The 19592-nt window shown below is 42.2% G+C and carries 13 protein-coding genes and 1 other RNA gene; 3 read left to right on the forward strand and 11 right to left on the reverse strand.

Going from position 1 to position 19592, the window contains the following annotated elements:
- Positions 1-170 precede the first annotated feature (170 nt).
- The 8 genes from B1F84_RS10320 to fabB form a co-directional block, all read right to left on the reverse strand.
- The gene (locus B1F84_RS10320; protein WP_076919199.1) at positions 171-797 is read right to left on the reverse strand and encodes an SPOR domain-containing protein; all 627 of its coding nucleotides are present in this window, start codon (positions 795-797) and stop codon (positions 171-173) included.
- A gap of 11 nt (positions 798-808) precedes the next feature.
- A complete protein-coding gene (gene folC, locus B1F84_RS10325) occupies positions 809-2074 on the reverse strand; it encodes a bifunctional tetrahydrofolate synthase/dihydrofolate synthase (RefSeq protein ID WP_131691362.1) in 1266 nt (421 codons plus the stop codon).
- A gap of 25 nt (positions 2075-2099) precedes the next feature.
- Complete coding sequence (gene accD / locus B1F84_RS10330; protein ID WP_008468345.1) at positions 2100-2975, reverse strand: acetyl-CoA carboxylase, carboxyltransferase subunit beta; 876 nt, start codon at positions 2973-2975, stop codon at positions 2100-2102.
- 163 nt (positions 2976-3138) lie between these two features.
- The gene (gene truA / locus B1F84_RS10335) at positions 3139-3933 is read right to left on the reverse strand and encodes a tRNA pseudouridine(38-40) synthase TruA (RefSeq protein WP_131691363.1); all 795 of its coding nucleotides are present in this window, start codon (positions 3931-3933) and stop codon (positions 3139-3141) included.
- A 170-nt stretch (positions 3934-4103) separates the two neighbouring features.
- Entirely contained in the window at positions 4104-8711 is a 4608-nt protein-coding gene (locus tag B1F84_RS10340) for a FimV/HubP family polar landmark protein (RefSeq protein ID WP_131691364.1), read from the reverse strand.
- 349 nt (positions 8712-9060) lie between these two features.
- The gene (locus B1F84_RS10345) at positions 9061-10077 is read right to left on the reverse strand and encodes an aspartate-semialdehyde dehydrogenase (RefSeq protein ID WP_076919196.1); all 1017 of its coding nucleotides are present in this window, start codon (positions 10075-10077) and stop codon (positions 9061-9063) included.
- Between the two features lie 45 nt (positions 10078-10122).
- Entirely contained in the window at positions 10123-11244 is a 1122-nt protein-coding gene (locus B1F84_RS10350) for a 4-phosphoerythronate dehydrogenase (RefSeq protein ID WP_131691365.1), read from the reverse strand.
- Positions 11245-11352: 108 nt separating this feature from the next.
- Positions 11353-12564 (reverse strand): beta-ketoacyl-ACP synthase I, encoded by a 1212-nt coding sequence (gene fabB, locus B1F84_RS10355; RefSeq protein ID WP_131691366.1) that lies wholly within the window; start codon positions 12562-12564, stop codon positions 11353-11355.
- A gap of 178 nt (positions 12565-12742) precedes the next feature.
- On the opposite strand from fabB, the gene mnmC reads away from it, so the two are divergent.
- On the forward strand, positions 12743-14752 hold the full coding sequence (gene mnmC / locus B1F84_RS10360) for a bifunctional tRNA (5-methylaminomethyl-2-thiouridine)(34)-methyltransferase MnmD/FAD-dependent 5-carboxymethylaminomethyl-2-thiouridine(34) oxidoreductase MnmC (protein WP_131691367.1): 2010 nt from the start codon (positions 12743-12745) through the stop codon (positions 14750-14752).
- A gap of 129 nt (positions 14753-14881) precedes the next feature.
- Positions 14882-15517: an SDR family oxidoreductase gene (locus B1F84_RS10365; protein ID WP_131691368.1), complete on the forward strand. Its 636-nt coding sequence runs from the start codon at positions 14882-14884 to the stop codon at positions 15515-15517.
- Here B1F84_RS10365 and B1F84_RS10370 read toward each other — a convergent pair.
- Together B1F84_RS10370 and ssrA are read right to left on the reverse strand one after the other, a co-directional pair.
- Positions 15510-16268: a sulfite exporter TauE/SafE family protein gene (locus B1F84_RS10370; protein WP_076919191.1), complete on the reverse strand. Its 759-nt coding sequence runs from the start codon at positions 16266-16268 to the stop codon at positions 15510-15512. The two genes, B1F84_RS10365 and B1F84_RS10370, sit on opposite strands and share 8 nt — an antisense overlap.
- Positions 16269-16552: 284 nt before the next feature.
- Positions 16553-16909: a transfer-messenger RNA gene (ssrA, locus tag B1F84_RS10375) on the reverse strand.
- Between the two features lie 251 nt (positions 16910-17160).
- On the opposite strand from ssrA, the gene B1F84_RS10380 reads away from it, so the two are divergent.
- Positions 17161-18786 carry a FapA family protein gene (locus B1F84_RS10380; RefSeq protein WP_131691369.1) on the forward strand — a complete coding sequence of 542 codons (1626 nt, stop codon included), beginning with the start codon at positions 17161-17163 and terminating at the stop codon, positions 18784-18786.
- A 60-nt stretch (positions 18787-18846) separates the two neighbouring features.
- Here the strand turns inward: B1F84_RS10380 and rnt are convergent, their stop codons facing one another.
- A complete protein-coding gene (rnt, locus tag B1F84_RS10385; protein ID WP_010388028.1) occupies positions 18847-19521 on the reverse strand; it encodes a ribonuclease T in 675 nt (224 codons plus the stop codon).
- Between the last annotated feature and the right edge of the window lie 71 nt (positions 19522-19592).

Raw genomic sequence — 19592 nt, forward strand, 5'->3', positions numbered from 1 at the left:
GTGATGCAAGTTTAAGCGTGAGATTACAGGTGAGTAAAAACATGCTGTTTTTAGATTAAAAATAGCATGAAATATACAGACTAAAAGTGAGGGTAGAACAGGTTTGAACTAATAGAATAAGTAAATGTGTAATATCAGCTGACAAACACATTCACCTATTAATGACTAAGTTATTTTGCCACCTCAAATTGAGTGACTTTACCGTTTAGCTTAGTTAGCTCTTTAAGCGCAGGAAGCTGAGACTGCAGCTCTTGTTTACTTAACGACGGCCCTACAAATACTTTAGTCAACGTACCATTTGGCGTTTTAATTGGCCTAGTAAAGCTTTTAAAGCCTTGCGTTTTTAGCTTGGCCTGCAACGCTTTTACATTAGCCGCATGCGAAAAACTGCCTAGCTGAATGACATACGCCATACTTGTTAAGTTTTCATTAGTATTACGCGTAACATCATCTTGCCCAGCGGTTACTGTACTTTGTTTTGTATCGGCTATGACCGCTTCAACCATTGCAGGCTGTGCGCTAACGTCTGTTTCAGCGGAGTTGTTTTGTTGCTCAAATGCAGCATCATCAGGCTGAATGTCTTCAATTTCATCCTCTTTTAATGGTTCTGCATTTGCTACTTGCTGATCAATTGATTCTTGCAAATCAATGGTCTTGAACTCAGAGCGTTCTGGAATCGCTTTAAAGCCTTCTTTATAGTGCACTTTTTCACCATCGAGTATATTGGGGATAAACACAATTGCTGCAATCACCACAATACTTGTTCCGACTAAGCGATTAATAAAACCTGAGTTCACCGACATCCTCTCTATTTTTTAAAGTAATGAATAGCGCCAGCCACGGTAAAAAATGATCCAAACACAATTAATAATGTATTAGTTGGCTGGTTTGGCAAAATAGCATCCAATGCTACCTCTACGTTGCTATAACCCTGTTTAAAATGACTATTGGGTATGCTTGAAAGCGCCTGTTGTAGGTTAGTGGCACTATCGCCACGCGGGCCACCTAAACTCGCCAACGACCATTCATCGACTACATCAACCACTTCTTTAAGCACACCGACTTTATCTTTATCAGCAAGCATAGCGGCTAATGCATGAATTTTAAAGCCTTTATCTTTATAGCTTGCTAACTTAGTTGCTAAATAGCGTGCAGACTCAGGGTTATGTGCCACATCGGTATACACTAATGGCGACTCACTTAATTGTTGAAAGCGCCCTTCTACCACTAAGTTGGCTATACACTGAGTTATTACTTCATCTGTTGGTAATAAATTTAACACCGATAATGTTGTTAATGCGGTAGCCACATTTTGACATGGGATGGCCGGTTTAGGTAACTCGAGTTTATGTTCTTTAAATTGCCAACTAAAACTCTGCGCATACTCTTTAAAAATAAAGTCACTGCCCGATAGCAGCATATTAGCGTTAATTTCTTTGCCATAATCGGTCATTGTATGCGGAATATTTAAATCCCCAATAATTGCCGGAGTACTCTCTCTAAAAATTCCCGCCTTGTCATAAGCCACCAGCTCACGGGTATCGCCTAAGTATTCTTTATGATCTAAATCGATGGTGGTGATCACGCTAGCAAAAGGGGTAACAATATTGGTCGCGTCAAAACGCCCGCCTAAACCTACCTCTAACAGTACGTAATCAACCTCTAAACGCTTGAATATTGCTAACGCGCCTAAGGTGCCATATTCGAAATAGGTTAATGGTGTGTCACCACGCCCTTGCTCTAGCAAATTAAACGCATCGACATGATATTGATCGTCAAGCTCTGCGCCATTAACGCGAACACGTTCGTTGTAGCGAACTAAATGAGGTGAAGCATACGTGCCAACACAATAACCCTGGGCTAATAATAATGACTCTAAACAACGAGCTGTTGTTCCTTTGCCATTGGTGCCTGCAATAAGAATGATTTTACTTGAGGAAGTTAAAAGCCCTATGTTGTTAGCAACACAAGCAACGCGTTCTAAGCCCATTTCTATATTAGCTGGGTGAACACTCTCTAAATAACAAAGCCAATCATCAAGGCTTGATGATTGGCTAGGAATTTTTTTTGTCATAGCATGTAATCAGTAAAGCTGAAATTTACGCTACTCTATGCTCTTGTTCCGTAGAAGGCAAGTTCATAAATTTTGCTAGGATACGTGCTAGTGTATCGCGCATTTCTCGACGGTCAATAATCATGTCGATTGCGCCATGCTCTAATAAAAACTCACTGCGCTGGAAACCCTCTGGTAGTGTTTCACGCACGGTTTGTTCAATAACACGCGGACCGGCGAATCCAATCAAAGCTTTAGGCTCTGCAACATTAATATCACCAAGCATTGCTAATGATGCTGATACACCACCCATTGTTGGGTCGGTCATAACAGAAATAAACGGTAAGCCTTTTTCGGTCATTTTAGCCAGTGCAGCACTGGTTTTAGCCATTTGCATAAGTGACATTAGCGCCTCTTGCATACGTGCACCGCCCGATGCAGAAAAACAAATTAGCGGCATATTATGCTCTAAACATTGGTCAACCGCGTCAACAAAACGAGCCCCTACAACCGATGCCATTGAGCCACCCATAAATGAGAATTCAAATGCAACAGCAGCAACTGGAATACCCTTTAGGTTTCCTTTCATTGCAACAAGTGCGTCTTTTTCGCCACTTGATTTTTGAGCTGCATTAATACGATCTGAGTATTTTTTAGAGTCTCTAAATTTAAGCACATCTTTAGGTTCGTGTTGAGCGCCTAACTCTTGGCGGTCACCGTCATCTAAAAACTGTTCAAGACGTTTACGACCACTAACACGCATATGATGGTCGCACTTAGGGCATACATTTAGTGATTTTTCTAATTCTGCTTTATATAAAATTGAATCACATGACGTACATTTAGCCCATACACCTTCTGGAATTTCTTTACGACCTGAAGATTTAGTCGTTTTTGGTAAGATTTTTTCTAGCCAACTCATTTGCAACTCTCTTAATGCTGTTCTGTGTCGCGAGTCTACATGTTAACCATGCAAACAAATTTTTCCAATTAAAACATGAATTACGCTATCACGGTATAAAAAACTGGTCTTAGTAGTTAGCCCTACGAATAATAGCGTATAAAAATAATCACCTGATTACCTTTTAAATATCGGTATCGGCTAAAAACAATGGCCCCAACGGCGTTCTAGGAATATTAAAGTGTTCTGGGTAATCAACATCTACTAAATATAAACCCGCCGCTTTTGCTGTGGCGCTCGCTTTGGCACGCTCTTTAACATCTAGCAACTCTTTTAACCAAATTGGTTCATGTTTATGTAAACCGATATCCATTAAACACCCGGTAATATTACGTACCATATGGTGTAAAAACGCATTGGCTTTAATATCAATAATGACATAAGCACCTTGGCGCTGTACCGATAAATGCTGAATCGTTCGCGTTGCCGTATTAGCTTGGCAGTGAAGCGCTCTAAACGAGGTGAAATCGTGCTCACCTAATAAATATTGGCAAGCCTGCTGCATTTTCACTTCATCTAATGGATGATGGAAATGGGTAACACCTTCATTTAATACCGCACCACGAAACGCATAATTATAAATAACATAACGATAACGACGAGCAGTTGCACTAAAGCGAGCATGAAAGTCTTCAACCACAGGCTGGGCAAAACGAATAGCAATGTCTTTTGGTAATAAGGTATTCATGCCTAATGTAAAGGCCACCATTTCACGCTCAGCATGGGTATCAAAATGTACCACTTGACCCGTACCATGCACCCCGGCGTCGGTACGCCCCGCACATACAATTTCAACTGGATGATTACAAATGCGCGACAACGCTTTTTCTACTTCTTGTTGTACGCTATTTACATGAGATTGACGCTGCCAACCACTGTAACGCGCGCCGTTGTATTCTACTCCAAGTGCTACTCGCATAATTACTGCTTTACCTACTGTGCTAATCGACGCTGCATTTTATGCTATATGGCGTTCCAATAAAAGCAGCGAACTAAGGTTCCTAACTATGCGATACAAAAAACCCGTTATTAGTGTTAGCTAATAACGGGTTTTACTGCTTAGTTATCCTTTCCAGGACTTAGCTATTGTTAGTTTTTCAGCTTAGCTTTTAGATTTTGTGCTTCTTCTTGCACATCGTCTGGGCCATTATTAATAATCTCATCTAAAATTTTAACTGCCGAGTCAGCATCATCAATCTCAATATACGCATGGGCAAGATCAAGCTTGGCTGAGTAACCACCGCTTTGGGTATCTACATCCATAGGATTATCACCAGCGAGTAATGAATCGTAGTCACCCAAACCAACATCCATATCAACGTCGGTGTAAGGTTCGTGATCTATATCCGCATCATCACTTTGCTCTAGTAATGCATCAATATCAACAAAGTCATCTTGTTCTAAAGCTTCAGTAACTTCAGGTTGCTCAATGGGTGCTGGCGACGATGGTGTTTTATCATCAGCTAAGTCTTCGTTGAGTAAACTATTAAAATCAACATCAAACTCACTGCTATCGCTTAAATCAACATCATCAGGCTCTGCCAGCTCATTCAGTAATGCATCAAAATCTGTTTGCGTTAAATCAGCCATGAACTCATCATCTAGCTCATCATCTGAAATCACTTCTGATTCTAATGGTGCTGACGTTTGGGTTAAATCCGCTTCACGATCAGCGTTAGTTTGCTGATCGGTAAATTCAGCTGACTCTGCGAATTCATCAAGTTGATCATCATCAAAATCATCATTAGTGCTAACAGCTTGCTCATCTGCAGCTTGTTCAGTCAGCTCTTCAGGCTCTGAAACTTCATTATCTAGAGCTTGCTCTAAGTTTGACTCTGAAAACTCATTATCAAGTAACAGCTCATCATCAAAATCATCTTCTAAGCTATCGAGGTCATTGCCTGCTGATAATGCATTTGCGAGATCTTGCTCAGCCTGACTAGGCGACATACCTGTGGCATCGCCGTCTAAATTATCACCTTGTAGCTCTTCTGGAGTTAGTGATTGTTGCTCTTCATCAGATAAAGGCAGTTCATCATCAAGTTCTAACTCAGGGTACTCCTCAAGTTCTTCACTTGGGGTGACTATTTCAGGCTCATAAAGCTCATCGTCATCTGTTGATAAATCATTGCTTTGGATATCGCCAGCAAGCGGATCATCGCCTAAATCAATTTCCTCTTCATCAAGCTCATCGTTTAAGTCATCAATTGACCAGTCAGGTACGTGTTCATCTTCATCGCTTACTTGCTCAAGTTCACTTAAAAGATCATCGACACTTTTGAAGTTTTCATCGTTGTATTCGTCAAGCGCATCTTCTGGGTCGAGTAAAGTGGAAGACGTATCGGTAAAATCATATTCTGACCCAACATCAAGCTCTGGCTCTGCTTCAAGCCCTAGTTCTACTTCAAGTTCTGGCTCAACTTCAAGTTCTGGCTCTTCTTCAAGTTCTGGTTCAACTTCAAGTTCTGGCTCAGCTTCAAGCTCTGGTTCTACTTCAAGTTCTGGCTCTTCTTCAAGTTCTGGCTCTTCTTCAAGTTCTGGTTCAACTTCAAGTTCTGGCTCTGCTTCAAGCTCTAGCTCTTCTTCAAGCTCTGGTTCAACTTCAAGCTCTGGCTTAACTTCAAATTCCGGCTCTACTACAAGCTCTGGTTCTTCTTCAAGTTCTGGCTCAGCTTCAAGTTCTGGTTCAACTTCAAGCTCTACTTCAAGCTCTGGTTCTACTTCAAGCTCTGGCTCTGCTTCAAGCTCTGGCTCTGCTTCAAGCTCTGGTTCAAGTTCTGGCTCTGCTTCAAGTTCCGGCTCTGCTTCAAGCTCTGGTTCTACTTCAAGCTCTGGTTCTACTTCAAGCTCTGGCTCTGCTTCAAGCTCTAGTTCAGCTTCAAGCTCTGGCTCTTCTTCAAGTTCTGGTTCTACTTCAAGTTCTGGCTCTGCTTCAAGTTCCGGCTCTGCTTCAAGTTCCGGCTCTGCTTCAAGCTCTGGCTCTGCTTCAAGTTCTGGCTCAACTTCAAGTTCTGGTTCTGATTGCTCATCTAATCCATCAATCGACCAATCAGGCGCTTCGACATAATCATCACTTGTTTGTTCTAACTCGCTCAGTAGATCATCTACGCTTTCAAGGTTTTCATCGTTGTACTCATCAAGCGCATCTTCTGGGTCGAGTAATGTCGATGAGCTATCTGAAAAATCACCTTCTAAGCCATCTACTGCGTCTTGATCAACTTTAACGTCAGACTCAGCTGCAACTTCTGGCTCAGCTTCAATTTCTGGCTCAGCTGCAACTTCTGGCTCAGCTTCAGCTTCTGGCTCAGCTGCAACTTCCGGCTCGGCTTCAGTTTCAGGCTCAGCTTCAATTTCAGGTTCTGCTGCAACTTCTGGCTCAGCTGCAACTTCTGGCTCAGCTGCAACTTCCGGCTCGGCTGCAACTTCTGGCTCAGCTGCAACTTCTGGCTCATCTGCAACTTCTGGCTCATCTGCAACTTCCGGATCAGCTTCAATTTCAGGTTCTGCTGCAACTTCTGGCTCAGCTTCAACTTCTGGCTCAGCTTCAACTTCCGGCTCGGCTGCAACTTCTGGCTCAGCTGCAACTTCTGGCTCGGCTGCAACTTCTGGCTCAGCTTCAAGCTCTGGCTCAGCAAAAGATGAAGCAATAGATTCTATATCTTCACTATTTAATTCTTCTTGCGCGTCAGTTAAATCTTCTATTGAGTCTGCCAATGCATGATCTATTTCAGAGTCATGAACATCAGTTTCAGGTTGCTCTGCATCAAGTAAATCATCAATATCAAACTCGTCGTCTTCTTCAACTAAGCTGTCAATATCAGGCTCTTCGCTTTGAGCTTCAGCCGCTGGTTGCTCAGCGTCGAGTAAATCGTCTATATCAAATTCGTCGTCTTCTTCAACTAGGCTATCGATATCAGGCTCTTCGCTTTGAGCTTCAGCCGCTGGTTGCTCAGCGTCGAGTAAATCGTCTATATCAAATTCATCGTCCTCTTCAACTGGGCTGTCAATATCAGGCTCTTCGCTTTGAGCTTCAGCCGCTGGTTGTTCAGCGTCGAGTAAATCGTCTATATCAAATTCATCGTCCTCTTCAACTAAGCTGTCAATATCAGGCTCTTCGCTTTGAGCTTCAGCCGCTGGTTGTTCAGCGTCGAGTAAATCGTCTATATCAAATTCGTCGTCTTCTTCAACTAAGCTGTCAATATCAGGCTCTTCGCTTTGAGGTTCAGTAGCCGGTTGCTCAGCATCGAGTAAACTGTCTATATCAAACTCGTCATCATCGGCTTGTGCTGATACATCAGCTGTTTGCTCATTGTTCTCATCAAGCAAGTCGTCAATGTCAAAGTCTTCACCCTCTTCGGCTAGCTCTTCACTGAGTGCTGCCATATCATCATTCGATTCACCTTTAGGTTCATCAGGCAGTGCATCGTCATCTTCTTCATCAAACAGGCTATCTAAGTCATCCGAACTTAAAATGTCATCTGACTCATCAAGGTTGATAGCATCGCCTGTATCATCACCATCGGAGCTATCAAAGTCTTGTTGCATGAAAACATCAAGCTCATCGTCCTCGGTGTTTTCGTCTTCAAAAACAACATCATTATTGAGTAGGCTTTCTAACTCATCTTGATCTAGTAAACTGTCATCATCGAGATCATCGTTAAATTCCACATCATCATCGAGTAACACGTCATCCATGTTATCGTCTAACTGCACACTTAAATCATCAAGCGGATCGGGAGCTGGTGCTTCATCGAGTGAGGGCTCTGGCACTTCATCTATAGGATCAGTAAAAGCAGGGGCTTGTGGAATAAACTCATCATCATTACTTTCAGGCTCTTGATCATTACTACGCTTACGCAGCCACATAACAACGGCAAAAATAATCAATAAAGCTGGAATAGTCATTAATAAAATGAGTACCAAAGGGTTTGACAATAACGCAGCAAAACTAAATTCACTCTCTTGCTGTGCGTCCTTTAATTTTTGCTGTGCAATAATCTCATTTTGTTTAAGGATTAATTCTTTTAACTGTTGTTGAATTTCACTGTCTTGGCCTAGTTGTAAACGAACGTTTTCTAATTCGCTTGAAATACCTGTTAGTTGTTTTTTAAGATTGTTGTTTTCAACTAAAATTTCTTCTACGTTACTCACAGAGCTTTTAAACTGCTGCTGAAGCTCAACCAATTTATTGCTTTGGTCAGTCTTAATCGCTTTTAATTCTTGTTGTAATTCTTTTTTGGCTTCATCAACATCTGCTTTGCGTGCTTGCGTTACTTTTGTTTGTGCTGAATTAATTTCTGCTTGGGTGAGCGTACCGTTTTTCTTTTTTTCCCACAGGTCATCGTCTTGCTCAGAGCGCTGCTTAGCTAATTGCGGATCTACTCGTCTAATTTCTGCCAAAGTCGGTATCTTTAAATAAGAACCACTTTGCATATGGTTTAAGTTTTGTTCTAAGAATGAATTAGGGTTTTTGTTATACAAAGCCTGCATAACTTGATAAATGCTTACTGAATTATCAGGACGAACCTTAACGGCAATGCGCCAAAGTGTATCGGTTGGTTTTATTGGCCCAATAGAACGCCCCTGTGCGCCATAATCTGCGCCTTTAGGCCCTCTTAACTGGGTACTGTCTTGAGAGTAAACAGTCGTTACCATCAGTGCAGACGCTAATATAATAAGTGAAACGAAACCGCGCATGCTGATCCTTTAATGTTTAAATGTTAACGCAGCGCTTTAAATTGGCGCTTAAACATTGATTATTCTTGCCGTTGTTAGCCACGTGGCTAACGCACATTTTTATTACAATCTATTTTTATTGCAAGCTCTATTCCAGTTACAAACTATAAACCAGTTAAGCCATAATATCCATCGCAACGCATTGAAAATAAATACCTTAAACATCTAGATAAAAATAATTTTATGTTGTTTATCAAAGTGTTTACACAGCTGTTGTTTATAAGTGGCAAAAAAATGGCAATTAAAGCACAAAAAAACGGCAAACCACTTAGGTTTGCCGTTTATTGGATTATCACTGTATTCTGGCTAATTACATATAATTAGCGATCAGTTCTTCTGCTATTTGCACACTGTTGGTTGCAGCCCCTTTACGGGTGTTATCACTTACTACCCACATATTTAATCCATGTGGGTGTGAAATATCGGCACGTAAACGGCCAATGTATACAGTGTCGTTACCACTGGCATCTGAGACAGCCGTTGGGTAATCACCCGCATCATCAATTAGCTCAACACCCGGTGCATCGCTCAATAATTGCTTCACATGCTCAAAGTCATAAGGCATGCGCGTTTCTATATTAATTGACTCAGAGTGACCAAAAAACACCGGTACGCGAACACAGGTTGGATTTACCGCAATGCTGGTGTCGCCTAAAATCTTATGCGTTTCGTTTACCATTTTCATTTCTTCGCGTGTATAGCCATTGTCTTCAAAGCTATCGATTTGCGGAATAACATTAAACGCAATTTGCTTAGGAAAAATGTCGTTTTCCATTGGCCGTGCATTCATTAAGTTGGCTGTTTGTTTTGCCAGTTCATCAACCGCTTCTTTGCCTGCACCCGATACAGCTTGGTAGGTTGAAACGTTAATACGATCAATACCGTAGGCATCATAAATAGGTTTAAGCGCAAGCATCATTTGAATAGTTGAACAATTAGGATTAGCGATTATATTACGGTTTCTAAAATCGGCTAAACTCGCTGCATTCACTTCTGGCACAATTAGCGGCACTTCAAAGTCATTTCTAAAATGTGAGGTATTATCAATAACAATACAACCTGCGTCTGCAGCAATCGGGGCGTACTTTTCAGACACACTGCCACCTGCTGAAAATAAGCCGATATGCGCTTGGCTAAAATCAAAGCCTTCAACATCACGTACTTCTATGCTCTCACCACGAAACTTTATGTCTTCGCCAGCACTGCGGCTGCTTGCTAATAAAAACAGCTGATCGACCGGAAATTTACGATCTTCCAAAGTTTCAATGATTTGACGACCTACAAGGCCGGTAGCGCCGAGTACGGCAACGTTATATTTTTGCGACATATTTCATCCTCTGTAAGCACGGTTAAAACAACCGCGCTAATTAAATTAGTTTGCTGTGGTAAAGCCAAGCTGGGCAAGTACGGCAAGCTCGGTGCTATCACCTTCAACCATCACCGTGCTAAATTCACGGCGGGTTGGATAATTTTTTCGTAAGCTGTCAAAGCCCTCATCGGCTAGGTGGCGCAGTAAAATGCCATCATCGCGACGAACATCATAAGTTAAGTGTACTAAGCGAGCGATGTCTGCCTCAGTAAAACTTGACGCTAAGGTAACGCACCCAATGGCTGCTGGCGGTAAAAAGTCGCTAAGTGACTTATTTGCCTCCATCCCTTTGAGCTCACATAAGCGCTGGTACAACATTTGCGTACCTCGCGCTTTACCCTCAAGGGTATGCCCTGCAATGTGAACACTTGCATAGCGCACGTGCTCAAGTAATTCAGTTAAAATGTTAGGTTCATTTTCCCAAACATCCAACACTAAATCGAGCTCTGCCCCTGCTTCCATCACTTCGAGTAAGGCTTGGTTATCAATCACATCGCCTCGGCTAGCATTGATTAACGTCAACCCAGATTTAAGTTTAGTTAAGCGTGTTTTATCAAGCATGTGTAGGGTTTTATGTTTACCCGTTTTAACCAACGGCACATGAAAAGTGACAATATCTGACTGCGCTAATAGCTCATCAAGCTCAACATGCTCGATTAATAGCCCTTGCTCATGCTTAATTGGGTCGCACAATAGTAAATTAACGTTAAGTGCTTTTAACTTTTGCGCTAAACAACTGCCAATATTACCTACACCCACAATACCGATTGTTTTACCACTTAACGGGCTGGCATTTTCTTGGCTTAATGCAAATAAGCTACTTATTACATACTCAGCTACGGCTATGGCATTACAGCCAGGCGCACTGGTAAAATCAATATTTTTTGCGTTGAGTAAATCGGTATCAATATGATCAACACCTATTGTAGCGGTGCCTACAAAGCTTAGCTTGTTCGCCTGTGCTAATAGTTCACTGTTTACTTGAGTAACTGAGCGGGTAAGCAGTACATCAACATCAATAAGTTGTTCAGGAGTTAATTGCCTGCCATCAAATCGTTCAACCTCACCCATATCTTTAAAGAATTGCTCAACTAAAGGCATATTTTGATCGGCAAGAATTTTCATTGTGAGTCCGTTTGGCAAAATGAGGCCCTATTGTAACGAACAACCCCCTATTAGCACAAACGAAAAAGCCGAGCATTTTGCTCGGCTTTAAAATAGTTAAAGGTTAACTTAACCTTTGTATTTGCTCATTACTAGCGTGGCATTAGTACCGCCAAAACCAAAGCTGTTAGACATAACCGTGTTTAGTTCAACGTCTTTTGCTTCAGTTACAATATTCAAGCCTGACGCTTGTTCATCTAACTCATCAATATTGATAGATGGCGCAACAAAACCGTGCTCAAGCATTAATAATGAAAAGATAGCTTCGTGTACGCCAGCCGCACCTAGTGCATGGCCTGTCATTGCTTTAGTGGCACTGATCATTGGCGAATTACCACCAAATACTTCTTGAATAGCGCCAAGCTCTTTAACATCACCTACCGGTGTTGATGTACCGTGGGTATTTAAGTAATCAATGCTGTCAACGTTTTGCATAGCTTGACGCATACAACGTGCTGCACCCTCGCCCGATGGGGCAACCATGTCGTAACCGTCAGAGGTTGCGCCGTAACCGGTAATTTCAGCGTAAATATGCGCGCCACGAGCAAGTGCATGTTCAAGTTCTTCAACTACCACAATACCGCCACCAGCTGAAATTACAAAACCATCGCGGTTTGCATCGTAAGTACGTGATGCTTTTTCAGGTGTGTCGTTATATTTAGTAGAAAGCGCGCCCATAGCGTCAAATTCCATTGCTAACGTCCAGTGAAGTTCTTCACCGCCGCCTGCAAAAATAACGTCTTGTTTGCCTAATTGAATTTGTTCTACCGCGTGGCCAATACAATGCGCAGAAGTTGCACACGCTGAGCTAATTGAATAGTTAACACCTTTAATTTTAAACGGTGTTGCTAAACATGCAGAAGTGGTGCTTGCCATAGTACGTGGCACCATGTAAGGGCCAACGCGTTTAACGCCTTTTTCACGAAGAATATCAGCCGCTTCTACTTGCCATTTTGATGAACCACCGCCAGAGCCAACTAATAAACCAGTACGCTCGTTTGATACTTGCTCGTCGCTAAGACCCGCATCTTCAATCGCTTGCGCCATTGAAATATAAGAGTAAGCCGCCGCATCACCCATAAAGCGCATTGCTTTACGATCAACATGCTCTTTAACATCAATATCAATTTTACCTGATACATTGCTACGCAATTTGTAATCAGCAAATTCTTGATTAAAAGCAATACCACTTTTACCAGCTCTAAGTGACTCTAATACTTCTTGTTTATTATTGCCGATGCTTGATACAACACCGATGCCTGTTATTACGGCTCTTCTCATGGGTAATTCCCTTAGCTTAATACTTAATTGTGTTCTATTTTACGCGAATTTAATCATCTAAGTGGTCAGCTTTCTAGCGTACACTTGTACTCTGAAGCTACAGCTTATAAATAACGCCAGACTATTTCAAAGAAAACACGTAAAATAATTAAAAAATTATCTATAAATTGAATTGGTCATGATAAAAAACGCCCATATACACTTTAACGACTTAGGCACTCCGGTTGCCAATGACTTTGACGATGTTTATTTTTCTAATGACGATGGCCTTGCCGAATCTCATTATGTGTTTTATCAACAAAACAGTATAGATACACGGTTACAAAATCATGACCGTGAACACTTTGTTATTGCCGAAACCGGTTTTGGTACTGGGCTTAACTTCTTAAATGCATGGCTGCAGTTTTCTGACCACCTACAGTACTCACAAGTTCAAAATGAACAGCCAAATAAAGTGCAGCGATTACATTTTATTTCTTTTGAAAAATATCCACTTAGCGTAAATGATTTAAAACAAGCCTTGCAAGCTTGGCCTAGCTTAAGCCATTTAAGCAACCAGCTCGTTGCTCACTATCCGATTAACTTAAATGGCTGCCATCGGTTAGAGTTTGCCAATGGCCGTGTAGTCCTCGACCTCTACTTTGGCGACGTACTGGAATGTATTAATAGCATGAGCTACCCACAAAGTGGGCTGGTTGATGCGTGGTTTTTAGATGGCTTTGCGCCAAGTAAAAACCCCGACATGTGGCAGCAAAGTGTATTTAATGCCATGGTCGATATTTCTAGAAGCAATGCCACATTAGCCACGTTTACCGCTGCGGGCTTTGTGCGCAGAGGACTAAACAAGGCAGGCTTTAGCATGCAAAAAGCCAAAGGTTTTGGCCGAAAACGTGAAATGCTAATTGGCACACTCGCTCAAGCCAACCCAAAACAATCAGCCCCCGCTTATTTTGAGCATCACCCCTCAGCGCTTTCAAGTGTGGCTGTTATTGGCGGTGGTATAGCAAGCAGTTGTATCCTTTATAGCCTCGCAAAGCGTGGCATAAAAAGCCACTTATTTTGCCAAGATGAAAAACCCGCAATGGGGGCATCGCATAATGTACAAGGGGCTGTGTATCCGCACTTACAGGCAAAAAATTCGCCACACAGTGAATTATTTGCCCACAGTTTTTTATACGCAAAGCGACTTTATAATCAATTACTCAACAATGGCTTTTTGTTTGATCACCAGTGGTGTGGTGTGCTGCAACATGCAGTAAAACAGCCATTGGCAGATCGCCATCAAAACCTCGCAGATAAACAACTGTGGCCAGAGCAGCTTATGCGAAATGTGACTGCTGATGAGGGCGATGCTATCGCAGGAGTTAAAACAGGTTACTCCGGGGTATTTTTTGAACAAGGCGGCTGGGTTAATCCCCCGCAGCTAGTCTGTGCAATGTTAGATGCCGCACAACAATTAAATTCGTTTGAAAGCCTATTTAACTGTCATATTGAGCAATTTAATAAACAACCCGATGGTTGGTACTTAACCACGCAAAAGCAAACATTTGGCCCCTTTAGCGATGTGATTATTTGTACTGGTGAGCACAGTGATGCATTTACGCAAACCAAAACACTTCCCATTGTTGGCGTTCGCGGCCAAGTGTCACATGTTCAAGCAAGCGAGCAATCACGTAAACTTAATACCGTGTTGTGTCACAAAGGCTATTTTACTCCCGCCTATTTAGATCACCATTGTATGGGTGCCACCTTTGAAAAAAACAGTAAAAGCCGTGAAGTGACCGAGCAAGATAACCACACTAACCGCGAGCAATTACTGAGTTTTTATAACAACACTGAATTTGCCACCAGCCTAGGCGATATTAGCTCAGCTAAAACCGCTGTTCGCTGTAGTTTTATTGACCACTTACCTATGGCCGGTGAATGGGTGGAGCAAACTGATTATACACATGCATTTGCTAATTTACGCTTGGGCAAGCGCTATCAATATCAGCCGTTAGAAAAACCACAACAGGGCCTACATATGTTTACCGGCTTTGGCGCGCGAGCATTGTGCAGTGCACCGCTATCTGCCGAACACTTAATTAGTAGTTTAAACAATGAACCTCGCCCACTAAGCGAGCGTGTAAGCCAAGCAATTCACCCAGGCCGTTTTATTGTTCGTGACCTTATTCGTAATAAAATTTAAAAGGCAGATCACACTGCTCACACTAAAAAACAAACCTATACTTTAAAAACAAATTATTACCCCCAGCTCTTTAGTACAGTGGATAAAGTTTAAGTCGGCTGTTTTGTCTTATAAAATAAGGAGTATGTGATGAGTAAAACATTAGTAATTGGTGCCAGTGGGCAAATTGGTAAACTAACCACCCAACTATTGCTTGAACACCAACATCCTGTAGTGGCTTTAGTGCGTGACAAAAGCAAATTAGATGACTTAAATAGCGACTATTTAACTATCGTAGAGCAAGATTTAGAAAATGATTTTAGCGATGCGCTGCGCAGTTGTGACCATATCATTTTTGCCGCAGGTTCAGGCGGTAATACCGGTGCAGATAAAACCTTACTTATTGATTTATGGGCTGCAACTAAAGCCATTAATTACGCAAAAGAGCATGCAGCTAAGCACTTTACTATGGTGAGTTCTATTGGTGCAGACGATCCGGATGCAATCCAAAGCGACTTAAAACCCTATTTAGTAGCTAAGCATATGGCAGATAGGCATTTAATTAATAGTGGACTCAATTACACCATAGTACGCCCGGGCTCACTCACTGATGAGAATGCCTCAAAACTTATTTCTACCGAACGCCCTAAAGAGCGCGATAAAGCAATCATTAGCCGTGAAAATGTAGCCCATGTTCTATTTACCATTGCCACAGAGCAAGGCAGCAATCGCTGCATATTTGAAGTATTTGATGGCGACAAACCAATAAAAGCCGCTATTAAGTAAACATTACACTCACCCCTTGCCATGCAAGCTGTATGGCAAGCAGGGTTAAAATCACTTTAAAAATAACTCTAAAACGTGCCACCGATAACCGCTTAAGTAATCTAATCCCTAACCATGTACCAATGGCTCCGCTTAAAATCATCGCCAGTGTTAACGGCAACCATTGCCAAAAGCTAAAGCCAAGCCCCGCATAAACGACAGCTTTTAAACTATGCTGCAAGGTCATAATACTTGAAAAAGTCGCGGTAAATTTAAGCTTATCGTAATGATTAATATGTAAGTAACTGGCCACCAAAGGCCCACTTGCCCCCACAAAAGTAGAGATAAATGCAGTAATTACCCCCGCTAATAGACGCCCTAATCGTGAGTCTTTATTAAATTCAGGAATTGTTCCCCACAATAAATAAATGACAAATAAAGCCACAAACAACTTCATGCTATCAAGGTTAATATCGCTTACTACTTGGCTTGATAGCCCCGCGCCAATTAATCCACCCAGAGTAAAATACAACAACATCGGCTTATCAAGATGGGTAATACTTAACAACAACCGATTCGCATTAGAGCCTAACTGCACTAAACCATGAACCGGCACCACCACTGCCATAGGCATCACCGACGCCATTACCACCAACAGCATTAACCCGCCGCCCGCACCAAAAGCGGCCGATACAAACGAAGTAAACCCCGCCAGTACAATGAGTAACAGCGAGATCAAAGGCGAAATGTGTTCAGCTGTAAAAATATCCATACTAATGCCCGCAGTTAATCATTGACTCATAATACAAAAAACAGACAAGTAAGCGACTAGTCTATTAGTGGTATGGGGTTCGGGGTTCGGGGTTCGGGGTTCGGGGTTCGGGGTTCGGGGTTCGGGGTTCGGGGTTCGGGGTTCGGGGTTCGGGGTTCGGGGTTCGCAAGATAAACCAAAGCACAATAAATTCAATAATTTTAGCCATAAAAAAACCCGCGACTTGATTGCTCAAGTTGCGGGTTTTTTAGGGTTTTTAAACAAACGAATTTAAAAACCGTTATTGGTGGAGCTGGGGGGATTTGAACCCCCGTCCGAAAAGCCTCGACCGTCGGTACTACATGTTTAGTATTGTCATTTAATTAACCTTTAAATCCCGGACAAACACGGTAGATAAAGGCGAGGCCGCTTGGTTTTAACGCTTCAACCCCGGCCAGGGTTTCCGTCGCGATCAGGTGTTAGGGTGACACTCCAAAATCCAGTCCACAAGAATACATGGAAGGAGCGCTAGCCAGCCTAAGCTGCTAGAGAGTAGTTATCGTCGTTTGCGATTACTTTAAATTGCGGCTTTTTTACGAGGCAAACCGCACCTCGACATGCACCTTGGGCTTCTTGAATTCCGTCGAATCCTAATCAGCCCCTGAATAAGGTTACTCATTCAGAGCGTGCAAGCAGTATAACTGAGTAACCCATCAATACTCAACACCTTAGGCACTTTATTTTATCGCTTGATTAATCCTGCATCAAACACGTACTTAAAAATGTAAATACTAGGATAATAAAAAAACAATTACTTAACACCTAGGCTTGTTTGTGCTCAAATATGCAGCTAGACCTTGGTCTAATAGATTATAAAAAATAATAACAGGCATATTACCTAGAGGATTTATAAATGTCGGTTTTTTCTTTTGATGAGCAAACGGGGTATATCTCTTTAGTTTCCCACCCACAAGTTTCAGGTTTAGCCTCAACAGCAACACAGCTTATTGAATTAATTGGACAGTCAGAATATTGCGAGTGTGAGGTTATTGCTAGCAATATTGGTAAGCTGTTTGCTCAAAGTAATACCGAAGAACCCACCTCTTTAGTGATTGCTCAAGCCATTGATGCAAAGCTTACGATAAACATCGATGAAAAAAACATGCTCGTTGAAGCTACCCTTATTACTGCCAAGGGCGGTCAATTGCTTAGCATGGAACAAGCGATTGAAGAGTTAACACAAGCAGGCATTGTAAAAGGCATTAGCTCTCATGCATTAGAACAGTTATTGGCACAACAGTTTGAACACCCCTCAGGAAGCACGCATTGCGCCGAAGTCGCTTTTGGTCGCGCGCCTAAAGTGGGTAACGATGCCAAATTTGTGCGTCTTTGCTGCACAGCGCAAGACCGCGTACTTAGCCCGCAAGCTAAGGGCGGTGGTAAAGTCGATATGAGAAACCTAGGTGATATTATTACTGTAAAACCGGGATGTGAACTAATGCGACGTATTCCTGCAACACCCGGTGTTGATGGGTTTACTGTATTTGGTGATGTAATAACTGCTCCTCCCGGTAAAGAGCATAAATTACAACCCTTTGACGGCACTAAAATTGCGCCCGATAACCCTAATTTATTAATTGCGGATTGTACTGGCGTACCGGTTGCCCTTCCCCGTGGTATGCGTGTTGATGATGTTTTATGTTTTCACAATATTGACCCAAGTACCGGGCATGTTGAATTTGATGGCAGCGTTATTGTCAGCGGTGATATAAAAGATGGCATGCGCGTGACTGCCACTGGCGATATTACTGTTTTAGGTTTTGTTGAATCGGCACAGCTAAAAAGTGATAGCGCCATCACAATAGTAAAGGGTGCAATTGGTCGTAAGCGAGAAGCCGATGAGCCATTCACCTGTTCTATTTTTTCTAAACGAACCGTTGCGCTTGGTTACTCTCAATACTGCGACATAAAAACGGAGCAAAACTTATTAATAGATCGCCAATCATTACATTGTGACTTAAGTGCCGGAAATCTAATTAGAGTGGGCAGTGCAAAAGATCCTAAAGGTAAAATTATTGGTGGCCATATTCTTGATGCAATGCGCATTGAAACAGGCGAATTAGGGGCGCCAGCAGGGACTAAAACGCGAGTTTGCATCGCCCAGCGCTGGTACGTGCTAAAACAAAAACAAGCGCAAATCACCGATTTTGAAAAAGTTTTAATTAGTAAGTCAATTGAGCTGCAGCAAGCGCGCCAGCGAATTAATAAACAGGTTGCAAGTTCACAGCGTCAGCAGTTTTTAGATAAAATAATAACTAATGAAGAACACATAGCAAACCGAAGCGCTAGTATCAATCAGCAAAAGCAGTTGCTAAGAAAGAAAATGGCGCAGCTTTTAGCGCTCAGTCGTTTAAAAGTTAATGAGCTTATGCACCCTGGGGTGGAGCTTAAAATTGCACGAGAATCAATTAGCTTTTCGCGTAATTACCCACCACATTTAATCACCCACAGTGAAGGTAAAATAACCCAATCGTTTTAATAACACTTATTAAGACTGACTCAGCTCAAAAGTGAACATTCACTATTATGAGCTGAGTTTCTAGTCTTGGTTGCTTGCTTCGTCTTCGCTTTGTTGTGTTTCGTCTACAGCAAGCGGCCAACCACCTAGTTGCTGCCAACGATTAACAATTAAACAGTATAGTTCAGCAGTACGTTCTGTATCGTATAACGCTGAATGCGCTTGTTTGTTATCAAACTCTATCCCTGCTGCGCGACACGCTTTAGCTAGTACCGTTTGCCCTAATGCCAAACCAGCAAGTGATGTGGTATCAAAACTAACAAACGGATGAAATGGTGTGCGCTTGATATTATTACGCTCAATAGCCGCATTTAAAAAGCCGTGATCAAAAGCGGCATTATGAGCAACCACCACTGAGCGCTGGCACCCTGCAGCTTTTTGCGCTTTGCGCACTACTTTACAAATTTCTTTAATCGCCTCTTCTTCTGGGACAGCCCCTCGAAGTGCTGAAAAAGGCTCAATCCCATTAAACTCAATGGCAGCTTGCTCAATGTTTGCACCCTCAAACGGTTGCACATGAAAATGAACGGTATGATCGATACTAAGCAGTCCTTCATCATCCATTTTTAAAACGGACGCTGCAATTTCTAGTAGTGCGTCGGTTTCTTTGTTAAAACCGGCGGTTTCAACATCAATAACCACTGGAAAAAAGCCACGAAAGCGTTGCGCGAAAAGTGTTTGCTCAGTATTTGCCATAGTATTCTTGGTTTATAGGGATTAGCTGTCTATTATGTCAAAATTGGTGGCCTGTCGGCTAGGGGATTTAT

Source organism: Pseudoalteromonas sp. DL-6, assembly GCF_004328665.1.
In the GTDB taxonomy this organism is placed as follows: domain Bacteria; phylum Pseudomonadota; class Gammaproteobacteria; order Enterobacterales; family Alteromonadaceae; genus Pseudoalteromonas.

Bases quoted from the DNA above. Each gene is read 5' to 3' on its own strand.
- truA (WP_131691363.1), bottom strand. From the start codon at position 3,933: ATGCGAGTAGCACTTGGAGTAGAATACAACGGCGCGCGTTACAGTGGT.
- rnt (WP_010388028.1), bottom strand. From the start codon at position 19,521: ATGGCAAATACTGAGCAAACACTTTTCGCGCAACGCTTTCGTGGCTTT.
- folC (WP_131691362.1), bottom strand. From the start codon at position 2,074: ATGACAAAAAAAATTCCTAGCCAATCATCAAGCCTTGATGATTGGCTT.
- B1F84_RS10380 (WP_131691369.1), top strand. From the start codon at position 17,161: ATGTCGGTTTTTTCTTTTGATGAGCAAACGGGGTATATCTCTTTAGTT.
- mnmC (WP_131691367.1), top strand. From the start codon at position 12,743: ATGATAAAAAACGCCCATATACACTTTAACGACTTAGGCACTCCGGTT.
- B1F84_RS10350 (WP_131691365.1), bottom strand. From the start codon at position 11,244: ATGAAAATTCTTGCCGATCAAAATATGCCTTTAGTTGAGCAATTCTTT.
- B1F84_RS10345 (WP_076919196.1), bottom strand. From the start codon at position 10,077: ATGTCGCAAAAATATAACGTTGCCGTACTCGGCGCTACCGGCCTTGTA.
- B1F84_RS10340 (WP_131691364.1), bottom strand. From the start codon at position 8,711: ATGCGCGGTTTCGTTTCACTTATTATATTAGCGTCTGCACTGATGGTA.
- accD (WP_008468345.1), bottom strand. From the start codon at position 2,975: ATGAGTTGGCTAGAAAAAATCTTACCAAAAACGACTAAATCTTCAGGT.
- fabB (WP_131691366.1), bottom strand. From the start codon at position 12,564: ATGAGAAGAGCCGTAATAACAGGCATCGGTGTTGTATCAAGCATCGGC.
- B1F84_RS10370 (WP_076919191.1), bottom strand. From the start codon at position 16,268: ATGGATATTTTTACAGCTGAACACATTTCGCCTTTGATCTCGCTGTTA.
- B1F84_RS10365 (WP_131691368.1), top strand. From the start codon at position 14,882: ATGAGTAAAACATTAGTAATTGGTGCCAGTGGGCAAATTGGTAAACTA.